Source organism: Neisseria sp. HMSC067H09, from assembly GCF_001814135.1.
Classification (GTDB): domain Bacteria; phylum Pseudomonadota; class Gammaproteobacteria; order Burkholderiales; family Neisseriaceae; genus Neisseria.
In genome coordinates this window covers 55,892-73,998 of the sequence record NZ_KV814909.1, presented here as the reverse complement: position 1 = coordinate 73,998, position 18,107 = coordinate 55,892, and the positions used below count along the sequence as shown (strand labels likewise).

Annotated in this window: 16 protein-coding genes and 1 tRNA gene; 10 read left to right on the top strand and 7 right to left on the bottom strand. The window is 52.6% G+C overall.

Annotation, left to right across the window (positions count from 1 at the left end):
- Nucleotides 1-5 precede the first annotated feature (5 nt).
- On the top strand, nt 6-833 hold the full coding sequence (gene fghA / locus HMPREF2954_RS06295; RefSeq protein ID WP_045074395.1) for an S-formylglutathione hydrolase: 828 nt from the start codon (nt 6-8) through the stop codon (nt 831-833).
- Nucleotides 834-1,421: 588 nt separating this feature from the next.
- Here the strand turns inward: fghA and HMPREF2954_RS06290 are convergent.
- Together HMPREF2954_RS06290 and HMPREF2954_RS06285 are read right to left on the bottom strand one after the other, a co-directional pair.
- On the bottom strand, nt 1,422-1,931 hold the full coding sequence (locus HMPREF2954_RS06290) for a peptidylprolyl isomerase (protein WP_009311530.1): 510 nt from the start codon (nt 1,929-1,931) through the stop codon (nt 1,422-1,424).
- A gap of 107 nt (nt 1,932-2,038) precedes the next feature.
- On the bottom strand, nt 2,039-3,454 hold the full coding sequence (locus HMPREF2954_RS06285; RefSeq protein WP_045074391.1) for an SLC13 family permease: 1,416 nt from the start codon (nt 3,452-3,454) through the stop codon (nt 2,039-2,041).
- Between the two features lie 380 nt (nt 3,455-3,834).
- On the opposite strand from HMPREF2954_RS06285, the gene HMPREF2954_RS06280 reads away from it, so the two are divergent.
- The gene (locus HMPREF2954_RS06280; protein ID WP_045074388.1) at nt 3,835-4,530 is read left to right on the top strand and encodes a TIGR02117 family protein; all 696 of its coding nucleotides are present in this window, start codon (nt 3,835-3,837) and stop codon (nt 4,528-4,530) included.
- Nucleotides 4,527-5,294, top strand: a complete 768-nt coding sequence (gene aroD / locus HMPREF2954_RS06275; RefSeq protein ID WP_045074385.1) for a type I 3-dehydroquinate dehydratase — start codon at nt 4,527-4,529, stop codon at nt 5,292-5,294. Before HMPREF2954_RS06280 ends, aroD begins: the two co-directional genes overlap by 4 nt.
- A 276-nt stretch (nt 5,295-5,570) precedes the next feature.
- Here aroD and lptG read toward each other — a convergent pair whose 3' ends face one another.
- Both lptG and lptF read right to left on the bottom strand, forming a co-directional pair.
- Nucleotides 5,571-6,641, bottom strand: coding sequence for an LPS export ABC transporter permease LptG (gene lptG, locus HMPREF2954_RS06270; RefSeq protein ID WP_039407274.1), 1,071 nt, complete (start codon nt 6,639-6,641; stop codon nt 5,571-5,573).
- On the bottom strand, nt 6,638-7,753 hold the full coding sequence (lptF, locus tag HMPREF2954_RS06265; protein ID WP_045074382.1) for an LPS export ABC transporter permease LptF: 1,116 nt from the start codon (nt 7,751-7,753) through the stop codon (nt 6,638-6,640). The genes lptG and lptF overlap by 4 nt, the downstream gene beginning before the upstream one ends.
- A gap of 167 nt (nt 7,754-7,920) precedes the next feature.
- On the opposite strand from lptF, the gene HMPREF2954_RS06260 reads away from it, so the two are divergent.
- Nucleotides 7,921-9,330 carry a leucyl aminopeptidase gene (locus HMPREF2954_RS06260; protein ID WP_045074379.1) on the top strand — a complete coding sequence of 470 codons (1,410 nt, stop codon included), beginning with the start codon at nt 7,921-7,923 and terminating at the stop codon, nt 9,328-9,330.
- Nucleotides 9,331-9,436: 106 nt separating this feature from the next.
- Here the strand turns inward: HMPREF2954_RS06260 and HMPREF2954_RS06255 are convergent, their stop codons facing one another.
- Complete coding sequence (locus HMPREF2954_RS06255; RefSeq protein WP_045074377.1) at nt 9,437-9,799, bottom strand: nuclear transport factor 2 family protein; 363 nt, start codon at nt 9,797-9,799, stop codon at nt 9,437-9,439.
- A 160-nt stretch (nt 9,800-9,959) separates the two neighbouring features.
- Here HMPREF2954_RS06255 and HMPREF2954_RS06250 point away from each other — a divergent pair, with 160 nt between their 5' ends.
- Nucleotides 9,960-10,436 carry a cupin domain-containing protein gene (locus HMPREF2954_RS06250; RefSeq protein WP_045074375.1) on the top strand — a complete coding sequence of 159 codons (477 nt, stop codon included), beginning with the start codon at nt 9,960-9,962 and terminating at the stop codon, nt 10,434-10,436.
- 65 nt (nt 10,437-10,501) lie between these two features.
- Here the strand turns inward: HMPREF2954_RS06250 and HMPREF2954_RS11600 are convergent, their stop codons facing one another.
- On the bottom strand, nt 10,502-10,651 hold the full coding sequence (locus HMPREF2954_RS11600) for a peptide chain release factor RF2 (RefSeq protein WP_082054535.1): 150 nt from the start codon (nt 10,649-10,651) through the stop codon (nt 10,502-10,504).
- Between the two features lie 87 nt (nt 10,652-10,738).
- On the opposite strand from HMPREF2954_RS11600, the gene znuD reads away from it, so the two are divergent.
- From znuD to HMPREF2954_RS06225, 4 genes are all read left to right on the top strand, one after another.
- The gene (gene znuD, locus HMPREF2954_RS06245) at nt 10,739-13,027 is read left to right on the top strand and encodes a TonB-dependent zinc receptor ZnuD (RefSeq protein WP_045074372.1); all 2,289 of its coding nucleotides are present in this window, start codon (nt 10,739-10,741) and stop codon (nt 13,025-13,027) included.
- 453 nt (nt 13,028-13,480) lie between these two features.
- On the top strand, nt 13,481-15,391 hold the full coding sequence (locus HMPREF2954_RS06235) for an alpha-amylase family protein (protein WP_070689047.1): 1,911 nt from the start codon (nt 13,481-13,483) through the stop codon (nt 15,389-15,391).
- A 477-nt stretch (nt 15,392-15,868) separates the two neighbouring features.
- On the top strand, nt 15,869-16,369 hold the full coding sequence (locus HMPREF2954_RS06230; RefSeq protein ID WP_045074365.1) for a hypothetical protein: 501 nt from the start codon (nt 15,869-15,871) through the stop codon (nt 16,367-16,369).
- Between the two features lie 127 nt (nt 16,370-16,496).
- Complete coding sequence (locus HMPREF2954_RS06225; protein ID WP_003743036.1) at nt 16,497-17,057, top strand: hypothetical protein; 561 nt, start codon at nt 16,497-16,499, stop codon at nt 17,055-17,057.
- Between the two features lie 91 nt (nt 17,058-17,148).
- Here HMPREF2954_RS06225 and HMPREF2954_RS06220 read toward each other — a convergent pair whose 3' ends face one another.
- Nucleotides 17,149-17,622: an FxsA family protein gene (locus HMPREF2954_RS06220; RefSeq protein ID WP_045074360.1), complete on the bottom strand. Its 474-nt coding sequence runs from the start codon at nt 17,620-17,622 to the stop codon at nt 17,149-17,151.
- A 269-nt stretch (nt 17,623-17,891) separates the two neighbouring features.
- On the opposite strand from HMPREF2954_RS06220, the gene HMPREF2954_RS06215 reads away from it, so the two are divergent.
- Nucleotides 17,892-17,968, top strand: a tRNA-Pro gene (locus tag HMPREF2954_RS06215).
- The last annotated feature ends 139 nt before the right edge of the window (nt 17,969-18,107 follow it).

Sequence of the window (18,107 nt, the reverse complement as noted above, 5' to 3'; positions counted from 1 at the left end):
CCGTGATGAAACTGATTGAACAACATCAAATTTTTGGCGGTTTGCAACAAGTTTGGGTACATCATGCCCAAACGCTTCAATGCGAAATGAAATTTGCCGTCTATTTGCCGGATAATCAGGAGAATCGACCACTTGGTGTGATTTATTGGCTTTCCGGCTTAACCTGTACTGAACAAAATTTCATTACCAAATCAGGCTTTCAGCGCTATGCGGCAGAACATCAAGTGATTGTGGTTGCCCCCGATACCAGCCCTCGCGGAGAGCAAGTGCCGAACGATGCGGCTTATGATTTAGGGCAAGGTGCGGGCTTTTATCTTAATGCGACCGAACAGCCTTGGGCGACGAATTATCAAATGTATGATTATATTTTGAACGAGTTGCCCAGTCTGATTGAGGAAAATTTTCCTACCAACGGCAAACGTTCCATTATGGGGCATTCAATGGGCGGACACGGCGCATTGGTATTGGCACTGCGAAACCGAGAACGTTATCAAAGTGTCTCTGCCTTTTCGCCCATTTTGTCGCCAAGCCTTGTGCCTTGGGGAGAAAAAGCCTTTTCTGCCTATTTAGGAAAAGATCGTGAAAAATGGCAACAATATGATGCCGGCACGCTCATTCAACAAGGCTATAAAGTGCAAGGTATGCGCATTGATCAAGGCTTGGAAGATGAGTTTTTACCAACACAATTGCGTACCGAAGATTTTATCGAAACCTGTCGTGCGGCAAATCAGCCGATCAACGTGCGCTTCCATAAAGGCTATGATCATAGCTATTACTTCATCGCCAGTTTTATTGGTGAGCATATTGCATATCATGCGGCATTTTTGAAGTAATCCAAAGAAGTGATTCGTGAATCGAATAAACGTTGAAGTGAACGTTAATTTTTCAAGTTAATGAATTAAAAAGGCATCGGATTGATGCCTTTTGTTTTTATAAATGATAAAAAAGTGCTATTTAAAATGAGCTGCCTCCTAGAATTAACATGAGGAGCCCTTTGCAAAATCTCCTCACTCATTCTACTTAAATATCCCCCCATTCCAATACAAACCATTGTTGAGAGGTAAAAAACGAAAAGGTCGTCTGAAAACCTGTTTTCAGACGACCTTTTGTTGTTATCGAGAACTTTGCAAATAGCCCTTTTCACCCCCAACAGTCGAAACCCAAACACAGGGTTTCGGCTGTTTCGTTGCGGATTACAAAAAACAGTCAGGCATACCGCCCTGCCCAGTTTCGTCCTACATATTTTTCCTTGCGTCAAGCCCACGCTACGCTGCCAATGCAACAGATTTGTTTGATTGATTGCTGACGGTTGATGGCAACTGATTCATCAAAAACCAAAGAAGCCGGCGATATGCCTTATCCGCAAAAAAAGCAGCCCGTTTCAGGCTGCTTTTTGCATCATGGTATTTGACGCGTCAAATTTACACCACTTCGGCTTTGGTGATGACGACAGGTTCGGTCGGTACGTCGTCGTGGTAGCCGTGGCGTTTGGTGGCGACGCCTTCGATGGCATCGACCACGTCAAAACCATCGACGACTTTGCCGAATACGGCGTAGCCCCAGTCTTGGACGACGGTTTTGCCGTACAGCTCTTTGGAACGGAAGTTCAGGAAGGCGTTGTCGGCGGTGTTGATGAAGAATTGCGCGCTGGCGGAATGCGGGTCGGAAGTGCGCGCCATGGCGATGGTGTATTTTTCGTTGGGCAGGCCGTTGGACGCTTCGTTTTGAATCGGATCGCGCGTTTCTTTTTCGTTCATGTTCTCGTCCATGCCGCCGCCTTGAATCATGAAGCCTTTGATGACGCGGTGGAAGATTACGCCGTCGTAGAAGCCGTCTTTGACGTATTGCTCGAAGTTTTTGGCGGTAACGGGGGCTTTGTCGAAGTCGAGTTCGATTTTGATGTCGCCTTTGTTGGTGTGCAGGATAATCATGGGTTTCCTTTCGTTAAGAATCTTTTTACAAATGGTGCTGGGCGGAAAAACTTCAAGGTCGTCTGAAAAATATTCTTTCAGACGACCTTGGCTATGGTTTTATGGGTTTACATCAGAATGAAATAAGCCCACAGTGCAACCAATACGATACAGAGGACGTTCAGCAACAAGCCGACGTTCATCATTTCGCGTTGCTTAATCAAGCCTGTACCGAACACAATCGCATTGGGCGGCGTGGCAACTGGCAGCATGAACGCGCAAGATGCGCCGATGCCGATAACGAATACCAAGACTTGTTCGGGCAGCCCCATTTGCGTGGCGATGCTGGCGAAAATAGGTACAAGCAGCGCGGCGGAGGCGGTGTTACTGGTGAACTCGGTCAGGAAGATGATGAAGGTGGCGACTACGAAAATCACCAGCAGCGGATGCGCGGCGGTGAAAGTGGTGGCCACCTGCTGACCCAATGCTTCGGATGCGCCGGAAGATTGCAGCAGCGCGCTCAAGCTGATACCGCCGCCGAAGAGCATCAATACGCCCCAGTCGGTATTGCGGGCGACTTCTTTCCATTGCGCCACGCCGAATACGACGACGGCGACGGCGGCAATCAGGGCGATGACGGTATCGGGGTTGGAAATGCCGAACGCTTCTTTGATTTTGGAACTGAATACCCAGGCAACGGCAGCAGCCAAGAAAATCAACAGCGCGATCACGCGGTGCAGCGTCCAAGGGATAGACTCGGCTTTGACTTCGACGCGCTCGTTCAGATTGGGCTTGAGGATGACGTACATGGAGAACAGCATCAGCGGCAGAATCAACAGCATCATCGGCAGGCCGAGCTTCATCCAGCCGACGAAATCCAGATTCAGGGCTTTGGCGGCGATCATGTTCGGCGGCGAACCGACCACGGTACCCAAACCGCCGATACTGGCGCAGTAGGCAATGCCGAGCAGGACGAAGACGTAGGTTTTACGTTCTTTTTCTTGGTCGAGGTGGCTCATCATACCCATTGCCAAAGGCAACATCATGGCGGCGGTCGCGGTATTGCTGATCCACATGGACAGGAAGGCGGTAACGGCAAACAGCATCAACACCGCGACTTTCATATTGCCGCGCGACAAGCGCAGGAGACTGACGGCGATTTTGCGGTCGAGACGCTGCATGTGCAGGGCGGTGGCAAGCGCGAAGCCGCCGAAGAAGATGTAAATCGTCGGATCGGCAAAGCCCGCCATCGCTTTTTTGATGTCCATATCGGGGAAGCCGAGCACGACGGCGAGAATCGGCACCATCAGCGCGGTTACCGTGATGTGGACGGCTTCGGTGAACCAAAGCGCGGCAACGAAAATCAACAGTGCGATACCTTTGTTGGCATCGGTACTGTACGGCAGGATGTGGTAAATGCCGAAGCAGACGACGGCGGAAATGATGGTGGTCAGCAGACCTTTAAAGTCGGTAATCGGCTTTTGCGCGCTGAGTAACTCGACATTCTCAGGATGCTGGGTTTTGTCCTTTGCATGTAAGTCCATGAAGTATTCCTCTGAAACATAACGCGAAATCGTTAAAACCGCTGATGCCTAGGCTCATCGCCTGACATTGCTTTTTTATTGATTCCACTGAATCGGTTTTTCTTGTTTCCCGCGTCGGGTTGTTCGCAGGCTTTGGATTTCAGGCAAACAAAGCCGTGCGGCATGGCAATGAGTATATTTGTAATCGGGTGTAGTGTAAATATAATGTTAACAATCGGGCGCGGTTTTTTACGAAAACGGATTGATGGGAAACTAAAAATATCTTTTTGTTGATTTTCAGACGACCTCCTTTGTAGTTAAAGCGTTAAGGTCGTCTGAAATGCCTAAAACATGCCGTTATCGTGATATGATGCCGCATCTTTATCGACGCCGTCACGTCAATGAAAAAAATATTCAAAATCCTCCTGAAAGCCCTGTTGGCATTTATCATCGCCGCCATCCTTTACTTTGCCGCCGCCTACATACTCGGCAAAATTCCACAGGACGGCACCGCCTCCGACGGTGAGGTCACACTTTATTTACACAGCAACGGCGTACACGCCGACATCGTCATGCCGCTTTCAGACGACTTTTTTGATTGGACCAGCATCATCAATCCTGCCGACAGTACCGCAGGGCAAGGCGATGCGCCCATCCGCTACGTCGGCATAGGCTGGGGCGAGCGCAATTTCTATTTGAACACGCCGCAGTGGTCGGATTTGACCGCCTCTACGGCAGTACAGGCGTTAAGCGGAGTCAACAGCACGCTGATTCACGCCATCTACTACCGCGAGCCGCCGCGCGAAGGCGAAAATACCGTCAAATTCACCGTCAGCCGCGAACAATACCGCCGCCTGAGTGCCAACCTGATGCGCCATTTCAAGTTGAAAGCGGGCAAAGCCATCCCCGTCGCCGGAGCGCATTACAGCGCTGATGACGCATTCTACGAGGCAGAAGGCCGCTACCATCTTTTCAATACGTGCAACAGCTGGCTCAACCGCCGCCTGACCGAAAGCGGCATCAACGGCGTCGTTTGGACACCGTTCCCTGATCCGCTGCTCGACAGCCACCGCACTAATACAGCAGAAAAACCATGAAAACCCTGACCATCCGCCATCTCACGCTCGGCAGCGGACAGCCGAAAATCACCGTTCCCTTGGTTGCCCGAGACGAAGCAGCCTTATCCGCCGCCCTGAAAAACCTCGAACACGCCTGTTTCGATATTATCGAATTCAGAGCCGACTATTTCGACCAAGCGGGCAATCCCGAATACCTGATCACCCAAGCCGAAGCCGTACGCCGCGCCTTTCCCGAAACCCCGCTGCTGTTCACCTTCAGACGCGCGGAGGAAGGCGGCGAATACCCTTGCAGCAAAGCGTATTATTTCGAATTGCTCGATAAAGCCGCCGCTTCAGGCATCATCGACATCATCGACATCGAACTTTCCGCCGGCGAGAGCGAAGTCCGCCAAGCGGTTGCCGCCGCCAAAGCGCACAAAACCGCCGTCCTGATGAGCAACCACGATTTTCATCAAACGCCCGCCAAATCGGACATCACAGGTCGTCTGAAAAAAATGGAAGAGGCAGGCGCGGACATCTGCAAAATCGCCGTGATGCCCCAAAGCCCCGCTGATGTCCTGACGCTTTTGGATGCCACTTGGGAAGCCCGTCAAACCGCAAACCGCCCGATTGTTACCATCTCCATGGGCAAGCTCGGACTCGTCAGCCGCATCGCAGGCTCGACCTTCGGCTCCGCTATCACATTCGGCACGGCAGGCACCGCCTCCGCCCCCGGCCAGCTCGATTCCGCTAGCCTGAAAAACATCTTGGATATTTTGGAAAACAGCGGCGTTACCGGATAACAATAAATACAAATACAAAAAAACAAAAGGTCGTCTGAAACAGCGTTCAGACGACCTCGTTTTCTTTGTTTCAGCAATTTGTCGGGCAAATCTCCTAAGCGACGGATTGGTTTCAGACGACTTTTACAGCGGATTAGCTTATAACAATCCAAATAAACCGTACCCTCCGCTACCCCGCCCTACCCAACATCAAGCCAAACAAAACATCGTCTGAAAACAGACATAGCGTATTTCGCAAAACCGTTTTCAGACGACGTTTTCTCCGAATCCGTCTTTTTACCTTCGCTCCTGCCTGCGTATCAGCCAAACGGCGAGCAGGGCAAAGGCTATGGTGGGCAGTGCGCCGGCGAGGAAGGGTGGGACGCCGTAGAGTTGGCTGGTAAAGCCGAAGAGCCGTCCGGCGAAGTGGAACAGCAAGCCGAGGCAGATACCGCCGAAGAGCTTCAAGCCCATATTGCCGTGGCGGGTGGTTTGCGGGGTGAAGGCGAAGGCGACGAGTGCCATGACCCAGGCGGCGACGGGGTAAACCAATTTGCGCCACCAGGCGATGGCGTAGATCTGGGTGTTTTGGTTGTTGTTTTCGAGGTGGCTGATGTAGGTGGTCAGTTCGCCGACGGACATTTGGTCGGGTTTGACGAGCAATACGTCCATCAGGTTGCGCTTGACGGCGATCGGCCAGTTTTCTTCGGTGGCGGTCGAGACTTCGACTTTGTCTTCGCTAAGCGTGCTGCGGCGGATGTTTTTCAACTGCCAACTGCCGTCGTTGTTTAAAACGGCGGATTCGGCTTCCGTCGCCTGCGTCAATTCGTTTTTGTCGTTGCGCACCCAAATTTTAATGCCCAGCAGGGTATGGTCGGGCAGCATTTCGCGCACGTTGATGATGCTGTTTTTTTCTTTGAGCCAAAGCCCGGTATTGCCGGTGCTGATTTTGCCGTTGATGGCGGCGGATTTGATGTTTTCGGCTTTTTGGCTGAGGGTGGGGGCAATCCATTCGCCGAGCGCGGCGGTGGCGATGGCGAAAATCAGTCCGAACTGCGACAGGATCAGCAGCAGTTTTTTGGTGCTCATGCCGCTTGCTTTTATGACGGTCAGTTCGCTGCCGGCAGCAAGCTGGCTGAGGGAGACGAGTCCGCCGATGAGGACGGCGAGGGGCATGAGTTCGTAGGCGCGCGCGGGCATCTGCATGAGGACGTATTGCGCCATGGTTGCGCCGTTATAGCTGCCTTTGCCCAAGTCGCCGACTTCGTTGATGATCTCGAAAAAGCTGTACAGGGCGAGGAAGGCCAGGAGGGCGTAAACCGCCATAACCGCCATTTGGCGGATGATGTAACGTGAAATCAGGTTCATTTTCCGCCTTTCAATGTCAGACTTTTGCCAACCGCCCGCCAGAAGGGCTGGCTGGGCATACTGCGTACGCGCAGGAGTACGACGGCGATGGCGAACATGATGATGTGCATGGGCAGCAGTCCGAGCCAGAAATGGATTTTGCCGTCTTCCACGGCATTGCGCAGGAAGGTCAGTCCGTTTTGGTAAATCAGGAAAAGCCCGATGGCGACGAGGATATTGTAGGTGTGGCCGCTGCGCGGGTTGAAATAGGAAAGCGGCACGGCAAGCAGGCAGAGCAGGAGGACGCTGACGGTCAGCGAGATACGCCACATCAATTCCGCCTGATGTTGCGGGTTGCTGCTGCCGATGAGCTGCGATGTCGGGATGGTGCGGCGGTGGGAAACGGGGTCGATGAGTTTGGGCGTGGTGCTGATAATCAGGCTGAGGTTTTGGAAGGAAACGCGGTTGTAGTCGGCTTTGCCGGGCGTGCCGCTGTAACGGTAGCCGTTGCGCAGGTCGAGCGTGCGCTTGTTATCATTCAGCGAGAAATTGCCTTCTTTGGCGAAGATAATGTTGTCGTTGCCGTTTTTGTCTTGTTCACGCAGGAACAGGTTTTTCATGATGCCCGATTCGGTGTCGAAGGTTTCGACGAAGTAAACCCTGCCGTTGCGCTTACCCAAGCTGTTGAACTCGCCCGCTTCCACCATGGACAATTCTTGCTTCTGCTTGAGGATTTCCGCGTATTCGCGGCTGCGCAGTTCTGCCCACGGCATCACCCAAAGCTGCATGACGGCAATCAGGATGGCAAACGGTACGGCAAACTGCATGACGGGGCGTATCCATTGCCTCAACGCCAGCCCGCAGGAAAGCCAAACCGACATTTCGCTGTCGCGCCAGTAGCGGGTCAATACGGTCAGCGTGCTGATGAACGCAGTCAAAACCAGCAAAAGCGGCGTCATGCCGATAACCCAGAAACCGACCAATGCCAACACAGCATCGATGGCGACGCGCCCGTCGGCGGCACGGCCGAGCAGGTTGATTGCCTGCGTGGAGACCAACACCGCCAAGAGGACGACGAAAATGCCGACGGCGGTAAAAGAGAGTTCTTTGATGAAGTTTCTTTGATAAATCATAGAATCGCGGCTAGGAGCGGTAGCGGTTCGGCGCAGGCGGATTGTCTGCGCAAGGTTTCAGACGACCTCTCAAATGGAGTACAATCTTTCCAACCGTTTTCAGACGACCCCTTGATGCAAAGGGTCGTCTGAAACTACCCGAAACCATCTCAATCAGGAGAATAAACGTGGAATTTAGCACAAAAGCCGGAACCTTGCAGCCGCAACAGGCAGGCGCGCAGTTATTTGTCTGCACCGAAACCGCGCAATTAAACCACCCGACCGCCCTTGCCCTTTTGTCTTCGCTTGAAGAAGGTCAAACTTTTGCCGACACCAAAATCCCGACGGACAACGGTTTGCAGGCAGTCGCCGTCGTCCGCCTCGAAAAAACCGACCGCGCCGCGCTGAACAAAGCCGCTGCCGAAGCCGCGAAATGGGCGCAAAATCAGGAAACGGTCAATGCGGACATCCATGCCTTCGATGAAGCGCAAGCCGCCGCCGTTGCCGAAGCATTTGCCATCGCATTTGGCAATGCCGCCTACCGTTTCGACCGCTATAAAAAAGAAGCCAAGCCCGCCAAATTCGCACAAGCCGTGTTCCACACCGCACACGAAGCCGCCGTCAAAGAAGCCCTGCGCGTCGCCGAAGCGCAGGTTTACGGACAAAGCCTCTGCCGCGACTTGGGCAACGCCGCGCCCAACGAATGCACGCCCGAATTTTTAGCGCGCACCGCCAAAACCGAAGCCGAAAAACTGGGCGCACACGCCAAAATCATCGAAAAAGACTACATCAAAGAAAACATGGGTTCGTTCTGGTCGGTTGCCAAAGGCAGCGTGGAAGACCCCTATCTGATTGAATTGAGCTACTTCGGCGCAGCCGACAAAGAAGCCGCCCCCGTCGTCTTGGTCGGCAAAGGCATCACCTTCGACACCGGCGGTATCTCCCTTAAGCCCGGTTTGAACATGGATGAAATGAAGTTCGATATGTGCGGCGCAGCAACCGTCATCAGCACCTTCTGCGCCGCCGTCAAACTGCAACTGCCGATCAACCTCGTCGCCGTCGTCGCCACCTGCGAAAATATGCCTTCCGGCGCGGCAAACAAACCGGGCGACGTCGTGAAAAGCATGAAAGGTCTGACGATTGAAGTATTGAACACCGATGCCGAAGGCCGCCTGATTTTGTGCGACGCGCTCACTTACGCAGAGCAGTTCAAGCCCAAAGCCGTCATCGACGTCGCCACCCTGACCGGCGCGTGCATCATCGCCTTGGGTCATGACGTCAGCGGCGTGATGGGCAACAATCAGGATTTGATCGACAGCCTGCTGGCTGCTTCCCGCAACGTAGACGACAAAGCATGGCAACTGCCGCTCTTTGAAACCTACAAAGACCAGCTCAAATCCAACTTCGCCGACATTCCCAACATCGGCACGCCCGGCGCAGGCACGATTACCGCCGCCACCTTCCTGTCTTATTTCACCGAAGACTACCCGTGGGCGCACCTCGACATAGCGGGTACGGCATGGAAATCCGGCAGCGAAAAAGGCGCGACCGGCCGCCCCGTTCCCCTGTTGCTGAACTATCTGCGCAACGTGAAATAAGCCTTGACGCCTGCGGGGCAAAGCAACCGACCCCGCAGGTCGTCTGAAAACGGAACGCATCAACTAATGCAGGCTGATCGAAAATATATCGGGTTTGGTAACCCCATTATGCAGCGTTGTTGTTCATCGTCCAGCAGTCGGTAATCTTACCGTCTTTGATTTTTAGAAAATCCGTACCGACTTTGACGGCGGTTTGGTTACCGAGCGTAGCGGTTACACGCCAATATGCAGAAATTGTGTCGCCGTCGCGGAACGGACCGAGTACGATTTCATAATGCAAATCTGCTTTAGCACGAATGGTAGCTATCCAAGCCTTTGCACTGGCTATGTCAGTTACGGGTGCGGGTGGTGGAGTGGAATCAGCGGTCAGATGTGCTTTGAAGTTGTTTGACAGCAGTTCATCAGCAATGTTTAGATTGCCATTCCACATCTGTGTCCATGCAGTATAGATTTTTTGTGTTTCGGTCATGTTTTTGTCTCTTAACGATGTTGGGTAATAAGGAAAATCCTGTGCTGAAAAGCTGGGAAATGATGCTATGCAATCTTACCTGTCGTCAATATTGATACGAAAACTGCCTGAATGCAGCCTGCGCTTTACCTGCCCCAAAAAAAACAAACGGAGAACCATGATGAAACCGCTATTTGCCGCATTGTCCGTCGCCTTTCTGCTCGGCACGACCGTCAGCGTTCACGCCGCAGAACAGGCCAAACCGACTGACCGCAGCGTCCAAGTGTACAAAAAAGCCGATTTGGCGGAGTGGAACCGCGAAAACGCAGCCGGAGGCAAAGGCCCGCTGCTCGGTCGCTTCGCCTTCAACCGCCACCAAACCGGCGCCCAAGACGCGTTCAGGGAAATCGGCTGGCTGACCTTGCCACCGGGCGCACCCATCGGCGAACACAAACACACCGACAACGAAGACGTTTACATCATCGTATCGGGCAAAGGCGTGTTTACCGACAGCACGGGCAAACAGACCCAAGTCGGCGCCGGCGACATCACCATCGCCCGCCCCGGCCAGTCCCATGCGCTGAAGAACATCGGCAAAGAGCCGCTGGTCTTCCTTGACCTGATTGCCGAGACCGCCACCGCCCAAGCTGCCAAATAGCAGTCATCAAACCGACAAGGTCGTCTGAAAACCATATTGCGTTTTCAGACGACCTTTTTTGTTGTTTAGGCAACATGATTCGTTCCAAGCAAACGGGAGGATGGCGCGCTGCCGCTGTTTCCGTCTTTTTTATCATTTTCAAGATATTGGGTTTCAGACGACCTTTGGTTTTCGCTGTTTGTATGGGCTTGGGTTTGGCTGTTTTGCCGTATCAAATGCGGTTTGTTCCTTGAATTCTTGTCATATTAATGATGTGATGTTATATAATAACAATTTATTTGAAATATGACGGGAAACCTAAAATGACACAAACCACGCTTAAACCTATTGTTTTATCTATTCTTTTAATCAGTTCCCCCATCCTTGCCCACGCGCATGAAACCGAGCAGACGGTGGACTTGGAAACGGTCAACGTCGTCGGCAAAAACCGTCCGCGCGCCACTTCGGGGCTGCTGCATAGTTCGACCGCCTCCGACAAAATCATCGCCGGCGATACTTTGCGGCAAAAAGCCGTCAATCTCGGCGACGCGCTCAACGGCGTGCCGGGCGTCCATGCTTCGCAATACGGCGGCGGCGCGTCCGCGCCCGTGATACGCGGGCAGACGGGCAGACGGATTAAAGTGTTGAACCATCACGGTGAAACGGGCGACATGGCGGATTTCTCGCCCGACCATGCCCTGATGGTGGACACCGCCTTGTCGCAACAGGTCGAAATCCTGCGCGGGCCGGTAACGTTGTTGTACAGCTCGGGCAATGTGGCGGGTTTGGTGGATGTTGCCGACGGAAAAATCCCCGAAAAAATGCCTGAAAACGGCGTATCGGGTGAACTGGGGCTGCGTTTGAGCAGTGGCAATTTGGAAAAACTCACGTCCGGCGGCATCAATGTCGGACTGGGTAAAAACTTCGTGTTGCACACGGAAGGGCTGTACCGCAAATCGGGCGACTACGCCGTACCGCGTTACCGCAAAGAAGAGGGTCGTCTGAAACGCTTGCCCGACAGCCATGCCGATTCGCAAACAGGCAGCATCGGGCTGTCTTGGGTGGGCGAGAAAGGCTTTATCGGCGCGGCGTACAGCGACCGTCGTGACCGCTACGGTCTGCCTGCGCACAGTCACCTCTACGACGACTGCCACGCCGACATCATCTGGCAGAAGAGTTTGATTAACAAACGCTATTTGCAGCTTTATCCGCACCTGTTGACCGAAGAAGACATCGATTACGACAATCCGGGCTTGAGCTGCGGCTTCCACGACGACGATAATGCACACGCGCATACCCACAGCGGCAGACCGTGGATAGACCTGCGCAACAAACGCTATGAAATCCGCGCCGAATGGAAGCAGCCGCTCCCCGGTTTCGAAGCCCTGCGCGTGCATTTGAACCGCAACGACTACCGCCACGACGAAAAAGCGGGCGATGCGGTGGAAAACTTCTTTAAAAACAAAACGCAAAATGCCCGCATCGAATTGCTCCATCTGCCCATAGGTCGTCTGAAAGGCAGTTGGGGCGTACAATACCTGACCCAAAAATCCAGCGCGCTTTCCGCCATTCCCGAAACCGTCCAACAACCGATGCTGATCGACAACGATGTGCATCATTACAGCTTTTTCGGCGTAGAACAGGCAAATTGGGACAACTTCTCGCTTGAAGGCGGCGTGCGCGTGGAAAAACAAAAAGCATCTATCCAGTACGACAAAGCCTTGATTGATCGGGAAAACTACTACAACCAACCCTTGCCCGACCTCGGCGCGCACCGCCAAACCGCCCGCTCGTTCGCGCTTTCGGGCAACTGGTATTTCACGCCACACCACAAACTCAGCCTGACCGCCTCCCATCAGGAACGCCTGCCGTCAACGCAAGAGCTGTACGCACACGGTAAACACGTCGCCACCAACACCTTTGAAGTCGGCAACAAACACCTCAACAAAGAGCGTTCCAACAACATCGAACTCGCGCTGGGCTACGAAGGCGACCGCTGGCAATACAATCTGGCACTCTACCGCAACCGCTTCGGCAACTACATCTACGCCCAAACCTTAAACGACGGACGCGGCCCCAAATCCATCGAAGACGACAGCGAAATGAAGCTCGTGCGCTACAACCAATCCGGCGCCGACTTCTACGGCGCGGAAGGCGAAATCTACTTCAAGCCCACGCCGCGCTACCGCATCGGACTTTCCGGCGACTACGTCAGAGGTCGTCTGAAAAACCTCCCGTCGCTGCCCGGCAGGGAAGACGCCTACGGCAACCGTCCACTCATTGCCCAAGCCGACCAAAACGCCCCGCGCGTTCCCGCCGCGCGCCTCGGCTTCCACCTGAAAGCCTCGTTGACCGACCGTATCGATGCCAATTTGGACTACTACCGCGTGTTCGCCCAAAACAAACTCGCCCGCTACGAAACGCGTACGCCCGGACACCATATGCTCAACCTCGGCGCAAACTACCGCCGCAATACGCGCTATGGCGAGTGGAATTGGTATGTCAAAGCAGACAACCTGTTCAACCAATCCGTTTACGCCCACAGCAGCTTCCTGTCCGACACCCCGCAAATGGGACGCAGCTTCACCGGCGGCGTGAACTTTAAGTTTTAAGGGGCGATAGACAAGAAAAAAGGTTTTCAGACGGCCTCTGAAAACCTTTTTTATTCATCCCTTCATGTCATCCCAATCTTTTGACTTTCGTCAAAGGAAATTGTTTTCATCCGTCTACTTCCAGTATTAATCCGGCCTTTCCGCGCTCGTCATAAACCTTTGTAAACCAAATCATCCGACAGGTATCCGATATTCCTCCCCTCTTCGTCCCAAACATCCCCCTGCCCCACAGCCTTCCCCACATAAAATTTTTTTTCCAAATAATATATACAGTTACCCCAAACACACCCGCCGCCCTAGGTTTAAAAAAATTCCACATAAAACAATACGGTTACTCCTCTCCAAACCCTGTTCACAAGCAGTTTCTTAAAGTATGATAAGCCTGTCTCCGGCCAATGTTCCCGCCGGAATCAGGCTTCCAAACAAATCCAACCTCAACTCGGAGTAAACATCATGTTGACCCAGACCCAACAGGTCGATTTGACCCTGCATCATCTCAAAGAGCGCGCCTTGGCAGAATATAGCCCCAAACAGCGTGCGACCGTCGAAGCTTCCGAAGACTGGAAACAGTTTGACCGGCGTTTGAACGAGCATTTTCCCAAGCTGATGCACGAGCTGGACAACGTTTACAACGACAACGAAGCCGTCCTACCCATGCTGGAACAACTGATTGCCCAAGCATGGCAAAGCTATTCCCAACGCGACAAGTCTCTGAAAGCCATCGATACCGCGCGTGAGAATGACCCCGATTGGATTTTGTCCAATAAACAGGTCGGCGGCGTGTGCTATGTCGATTTGTTCGCAGGCGATTTGAAAGGCTTGAAAGCCAAAATCCCTTATTTTCAAGAGCTGGGGCTGACCTATCTGCACATGATGCCCTTGTTTAAATGCCCTGAAGGCAAGAGCGACGGCGGCTATGCGGTCAGCAGCTACCGCGACGTCAATCCGGCTTTGGGTACGATAGACGATTTGCGCGATGTCATTGCCGCGCTGCACGAAGCGGGCATTTCCGCCGTCGTCGATTTCATCTTCAACCACACTTCCAACGAACACGAATGGGCGAAACGCTGCGCCGCCGGCGATCCGCTTTTCGACAATTTCTACTATATCTTCCCCGACCGTTGGATGCCCGACCAATACGACCGCACCCTGCGCGAAATCTTCCCCGACCAGCATCCGGGCGGCTTCTCCCAATTGGAAGACGGACGCTGGGTATGGACGACGTTCAATTCCTTCCAATGGGATTTGAATTACAGCAATCCATGGGTATTCCGCGCCATGGCAGGCGAAATGATGTTCCTCGCCAATCTGGGCATCGACATCCTGCGTATGGACGCCGTCGCCTTCATTTGGAAACAAATGGGCACGGATTGTGAAAACCTGCCGCAAGCCCACGCCTTAATCCGCGCATTCAACGCCGTCATGCGCATCGCCGCACCTGCCGTGTTCTTCAAATCCGAAGCCATCGTCCACCCCGACCAAGTCGTCCAATACATCGGACAAGACGAATGCCAAATCGGCTACAACCCGCTGCAAATGGCATTACTGTGGAACACCCTCGCCACCCGCGAAGTCAACCTGCTCCACCAAGCCCTCTCCTACCGCCACAACCTGCCCGACCATACCGCATGGGTCAACTACGTCCGCAGCCATGACGACATCGGCTGGACGTTCGCCGACGAAGACGCATCACAATTCGGCATCCACGGCTACGACCACCGCCAATTCCTCAACCGCTTCTTCGTCAACCATTTCGACGGCAGCTTCGCGCGCGGCGTCCCCTTCCAATACAACCCCAACACCGGCGACTGCCGCGTCAGCGGCACTGCCGCCGCCTTGGCAGGTTTGGCGCAACATGACCCACAAGCCGTTGACCGCATCAAACTCTTGTACAGCATCGCCCTGAGTACCGGCGGTCTGCCGCTGATTTATCTCGGCGACGAAGTCGGCACGCTCAACGACGACGCCTGGTCAAGCGACAGCAACAAGAGCGACGACAGCCGCTGGGCGCACCGTCCGCGTTACAACGCCGAGTTGTACGAACAGCGCCACGACCCGTCAACCGCGGCAGGGCAAATCTATCAAGGCCTGCGCCACATGATAGACATCCGCCAAAACAACCCGCGTTTGAACGGCGGCCGTCTGGTTACCTTCAACACCAACAACAAACACATCATCGGCTACATCCGCAACAACGCGCTGTTGGCGTTCGGCAACTTCAGCGAACACCCGCAAACCATCAGCGCGCACACCCTGCAAGCCATGCCCGCCCGCGCCAAAGACCTCATCAGCGGCGAAACCGTGGCATTGAATCAGGATTTGGTGCTGCGCCCCTACCAAGTGATGTGGCTCGAAATCGCCTGATAATTCAAGCAGCTTAAAAACGCAAAGGTCGTCTGAAAACCGGCATTGCCCGTTTTCAGACGACCTATTTAAAATATAAGGCATCAAACCTACCCAAGCGATGATACTTTCCCCAACATCCGCATACAATGCGCCTTTCCATACACAGCTTAAAAATAAATTCCATTAATTACAAAAAGTTGAAAAATTATTAATCAAATTTATCCATCAAGTATTGAAATTATTCGACTTTCTGATTTAGAATTCAGCGCATATATATTCAATATCCAGCAAAATACCGTCATGCAAACCGCTAAGCATTCAAACGCATTCTTCTATTGGTACCACACAAATGTGCGGTACTTTTTTGCGCTTGTCTGAAACAGACGGAAATGAACAGCAAAACAAGAGCCGCCCTGATTGAGCGGCTTTTTTCATACCCTTCATGGCCGCCAATCCCGATACACGATGCGAACAGTTGCAAATAAAGGAAAAGCCATGAACCTCTCTGCAAATATCCAAAGACGTCCACAAACCCTCCACCGCTGCCATATGATTGTTGACGGCAACAGCCACAACACATTTTCAGACGACACCATTCCCCAAACCTCAGGCCTTATCAGCGAGGCCTTGATTCCGCAAATCCGCTCTCTCGCCACATTGATTGCGGCCGAACGCCACGACTTCAATTGCAACAGTCCCGCCGTGTTTACAGAAGAAGCCGACTTCTTCGCCGCACGCATTCTTATTTTAGGCGTTCGCCGCTTTCATCTCGACATCACCCTGATGCCCATGCTCAAAACCGCCAATCAGCGCGCACAAACATTTGCCAAACACCATCACCTCCCCTTCTCCCCCGCGGAAATGCACATGAGCCTGCACGCCCGCCGCCCCGACAAACTGCTTATTATGGAAACCGAACACGAAGTGAAACCTCAAGGAAATATTGTTGCCGACAGCCTTGCTTTTGCAGCCAAACTACCGAAACTCCCATTGTAAAAAAGAGCAACCTTGCTTGATAAATCCCCAAAACACACCATATGGCAGGCAGGCCACGCGCTTAGAACCATGCCGCCGACTTACATAAGACGGCATTAATGACAACCGACCAAGGAAACACACAACAATGAAAAAAATTATCGCCTTAGCCGCGCTCTCCGCTTTCGCCCTTGCCGCCTGCAAAGACAATACGCAAGCACAGCTTGAACAGCAGCAAAAACAAATTGAAGCGCTGCAACAACAATTGGCACAGCAAAACGGCCAGCAGGACAATACCGTTTACCAACTCACTCCCGAAGCTGTACAAGACACCATCCCTGCCGAAGCGCAAGCCAACGGCAACAATGGCCAACCCGTTACCGGCAAAGACGGACAACAATATATTTACGACCAATCCACAGGAAGCTGGCTGCTTCAAAGCCTAATCGGTACAGCCGCAGGCGCATTTATCGGTAACGCACTGGCAAACAAATTCACCCGTGCGAACAATCAAAACAGCCCGATTGCACAGCGCGCCCGTACCCATTACTACCAATCGGCCCGTCCCAACGGCCGTACCAGCCAGCAACTGAATACCCGCAGCATCCCTGCACAGCAGGCTCAACAACAACCCCGCTACCGCCAAACCACCCAACAACCTTCCAACTACCGCCGCCCGATGGGTCGAGGATTCGGTCGTCGCCGTTAAGTCGGCAACAATGACAAAAAGGTCGTCTGAAAATATTTTCAGACGACCTTTTTATTTCAAGCCAACCATTCCGGCTGACAGATTCCGTATCTCAATCTTTTTTATGTTCGATGTAAGCCTGATGCTTCGTATCCGAATCTTCACCCGTTACCGTATATTCGCCCTCAATCACATCATCATCTTGTGCTTTAGTTGAAAACGGCCGCTGCCCGAACATATTCCTATCCGTCTCCGCTTGCACAACCGGGCGACCTTTAAACGGCAACAACAGCAATAATGCCAATCCCGTCGAAATAAAGCCCGGACTCATCAGGCACACCGCTGCCACAGCATAGCGTATCGGCCATAGCATCTGATAAAGCGAAACCTTTCCTCCGCTCCGTATCGTCGCTCCTGCCAGTAAAATGCCGGACAGACCCGTATTGCGCAGCATAAATACGCCGGATACGAAACTGACGACCATCAGCAGCAACGCCACGCTGCCGCCAAGCCAGTCGGCAATCCAGACAATCGACATGATTTCCAAAAAAATCAAAACTAAAAAACCGATACCGAAAAATTGCATAATTACTGTTCCTTAATCTCTAAGCCGAAGCGATTCTGACCAATCCGTATTTATATTCGAAGCCATAGCGGATACTAACATAAAGATAAAATCCCTGCTTTCAAGCAAGGAAAATGTGAAAAACGGTAAGTATTTCCCACCTTTTCAAACCCAAGCCGATAGATATATCGATAAGATGTTTATTATCCAAATATTTATCCGAATCCCGACAGTTTCTCCGACAAAATCCGTGCATCCTGCCGAAAATTCCTCTATAATGCCTGCTTATTCGGAATGTAGCGCAGCCCGGTAGCGCACTTCGTTCGGGACGAAGGGGTCGGAGGTTCGAATCCTCTCATTCCGACCAAATATAAAAACCTGCTTTGATTGCATGATCAAAGCAGGTTTTTTCATATCGTGGTTTTAAGTCTGAATCCTGACATTTTAATAGGGTGGGAAATGACAATGGTTTCCTAGTATATCCAGCTATATCCCCTGTTTTGTTT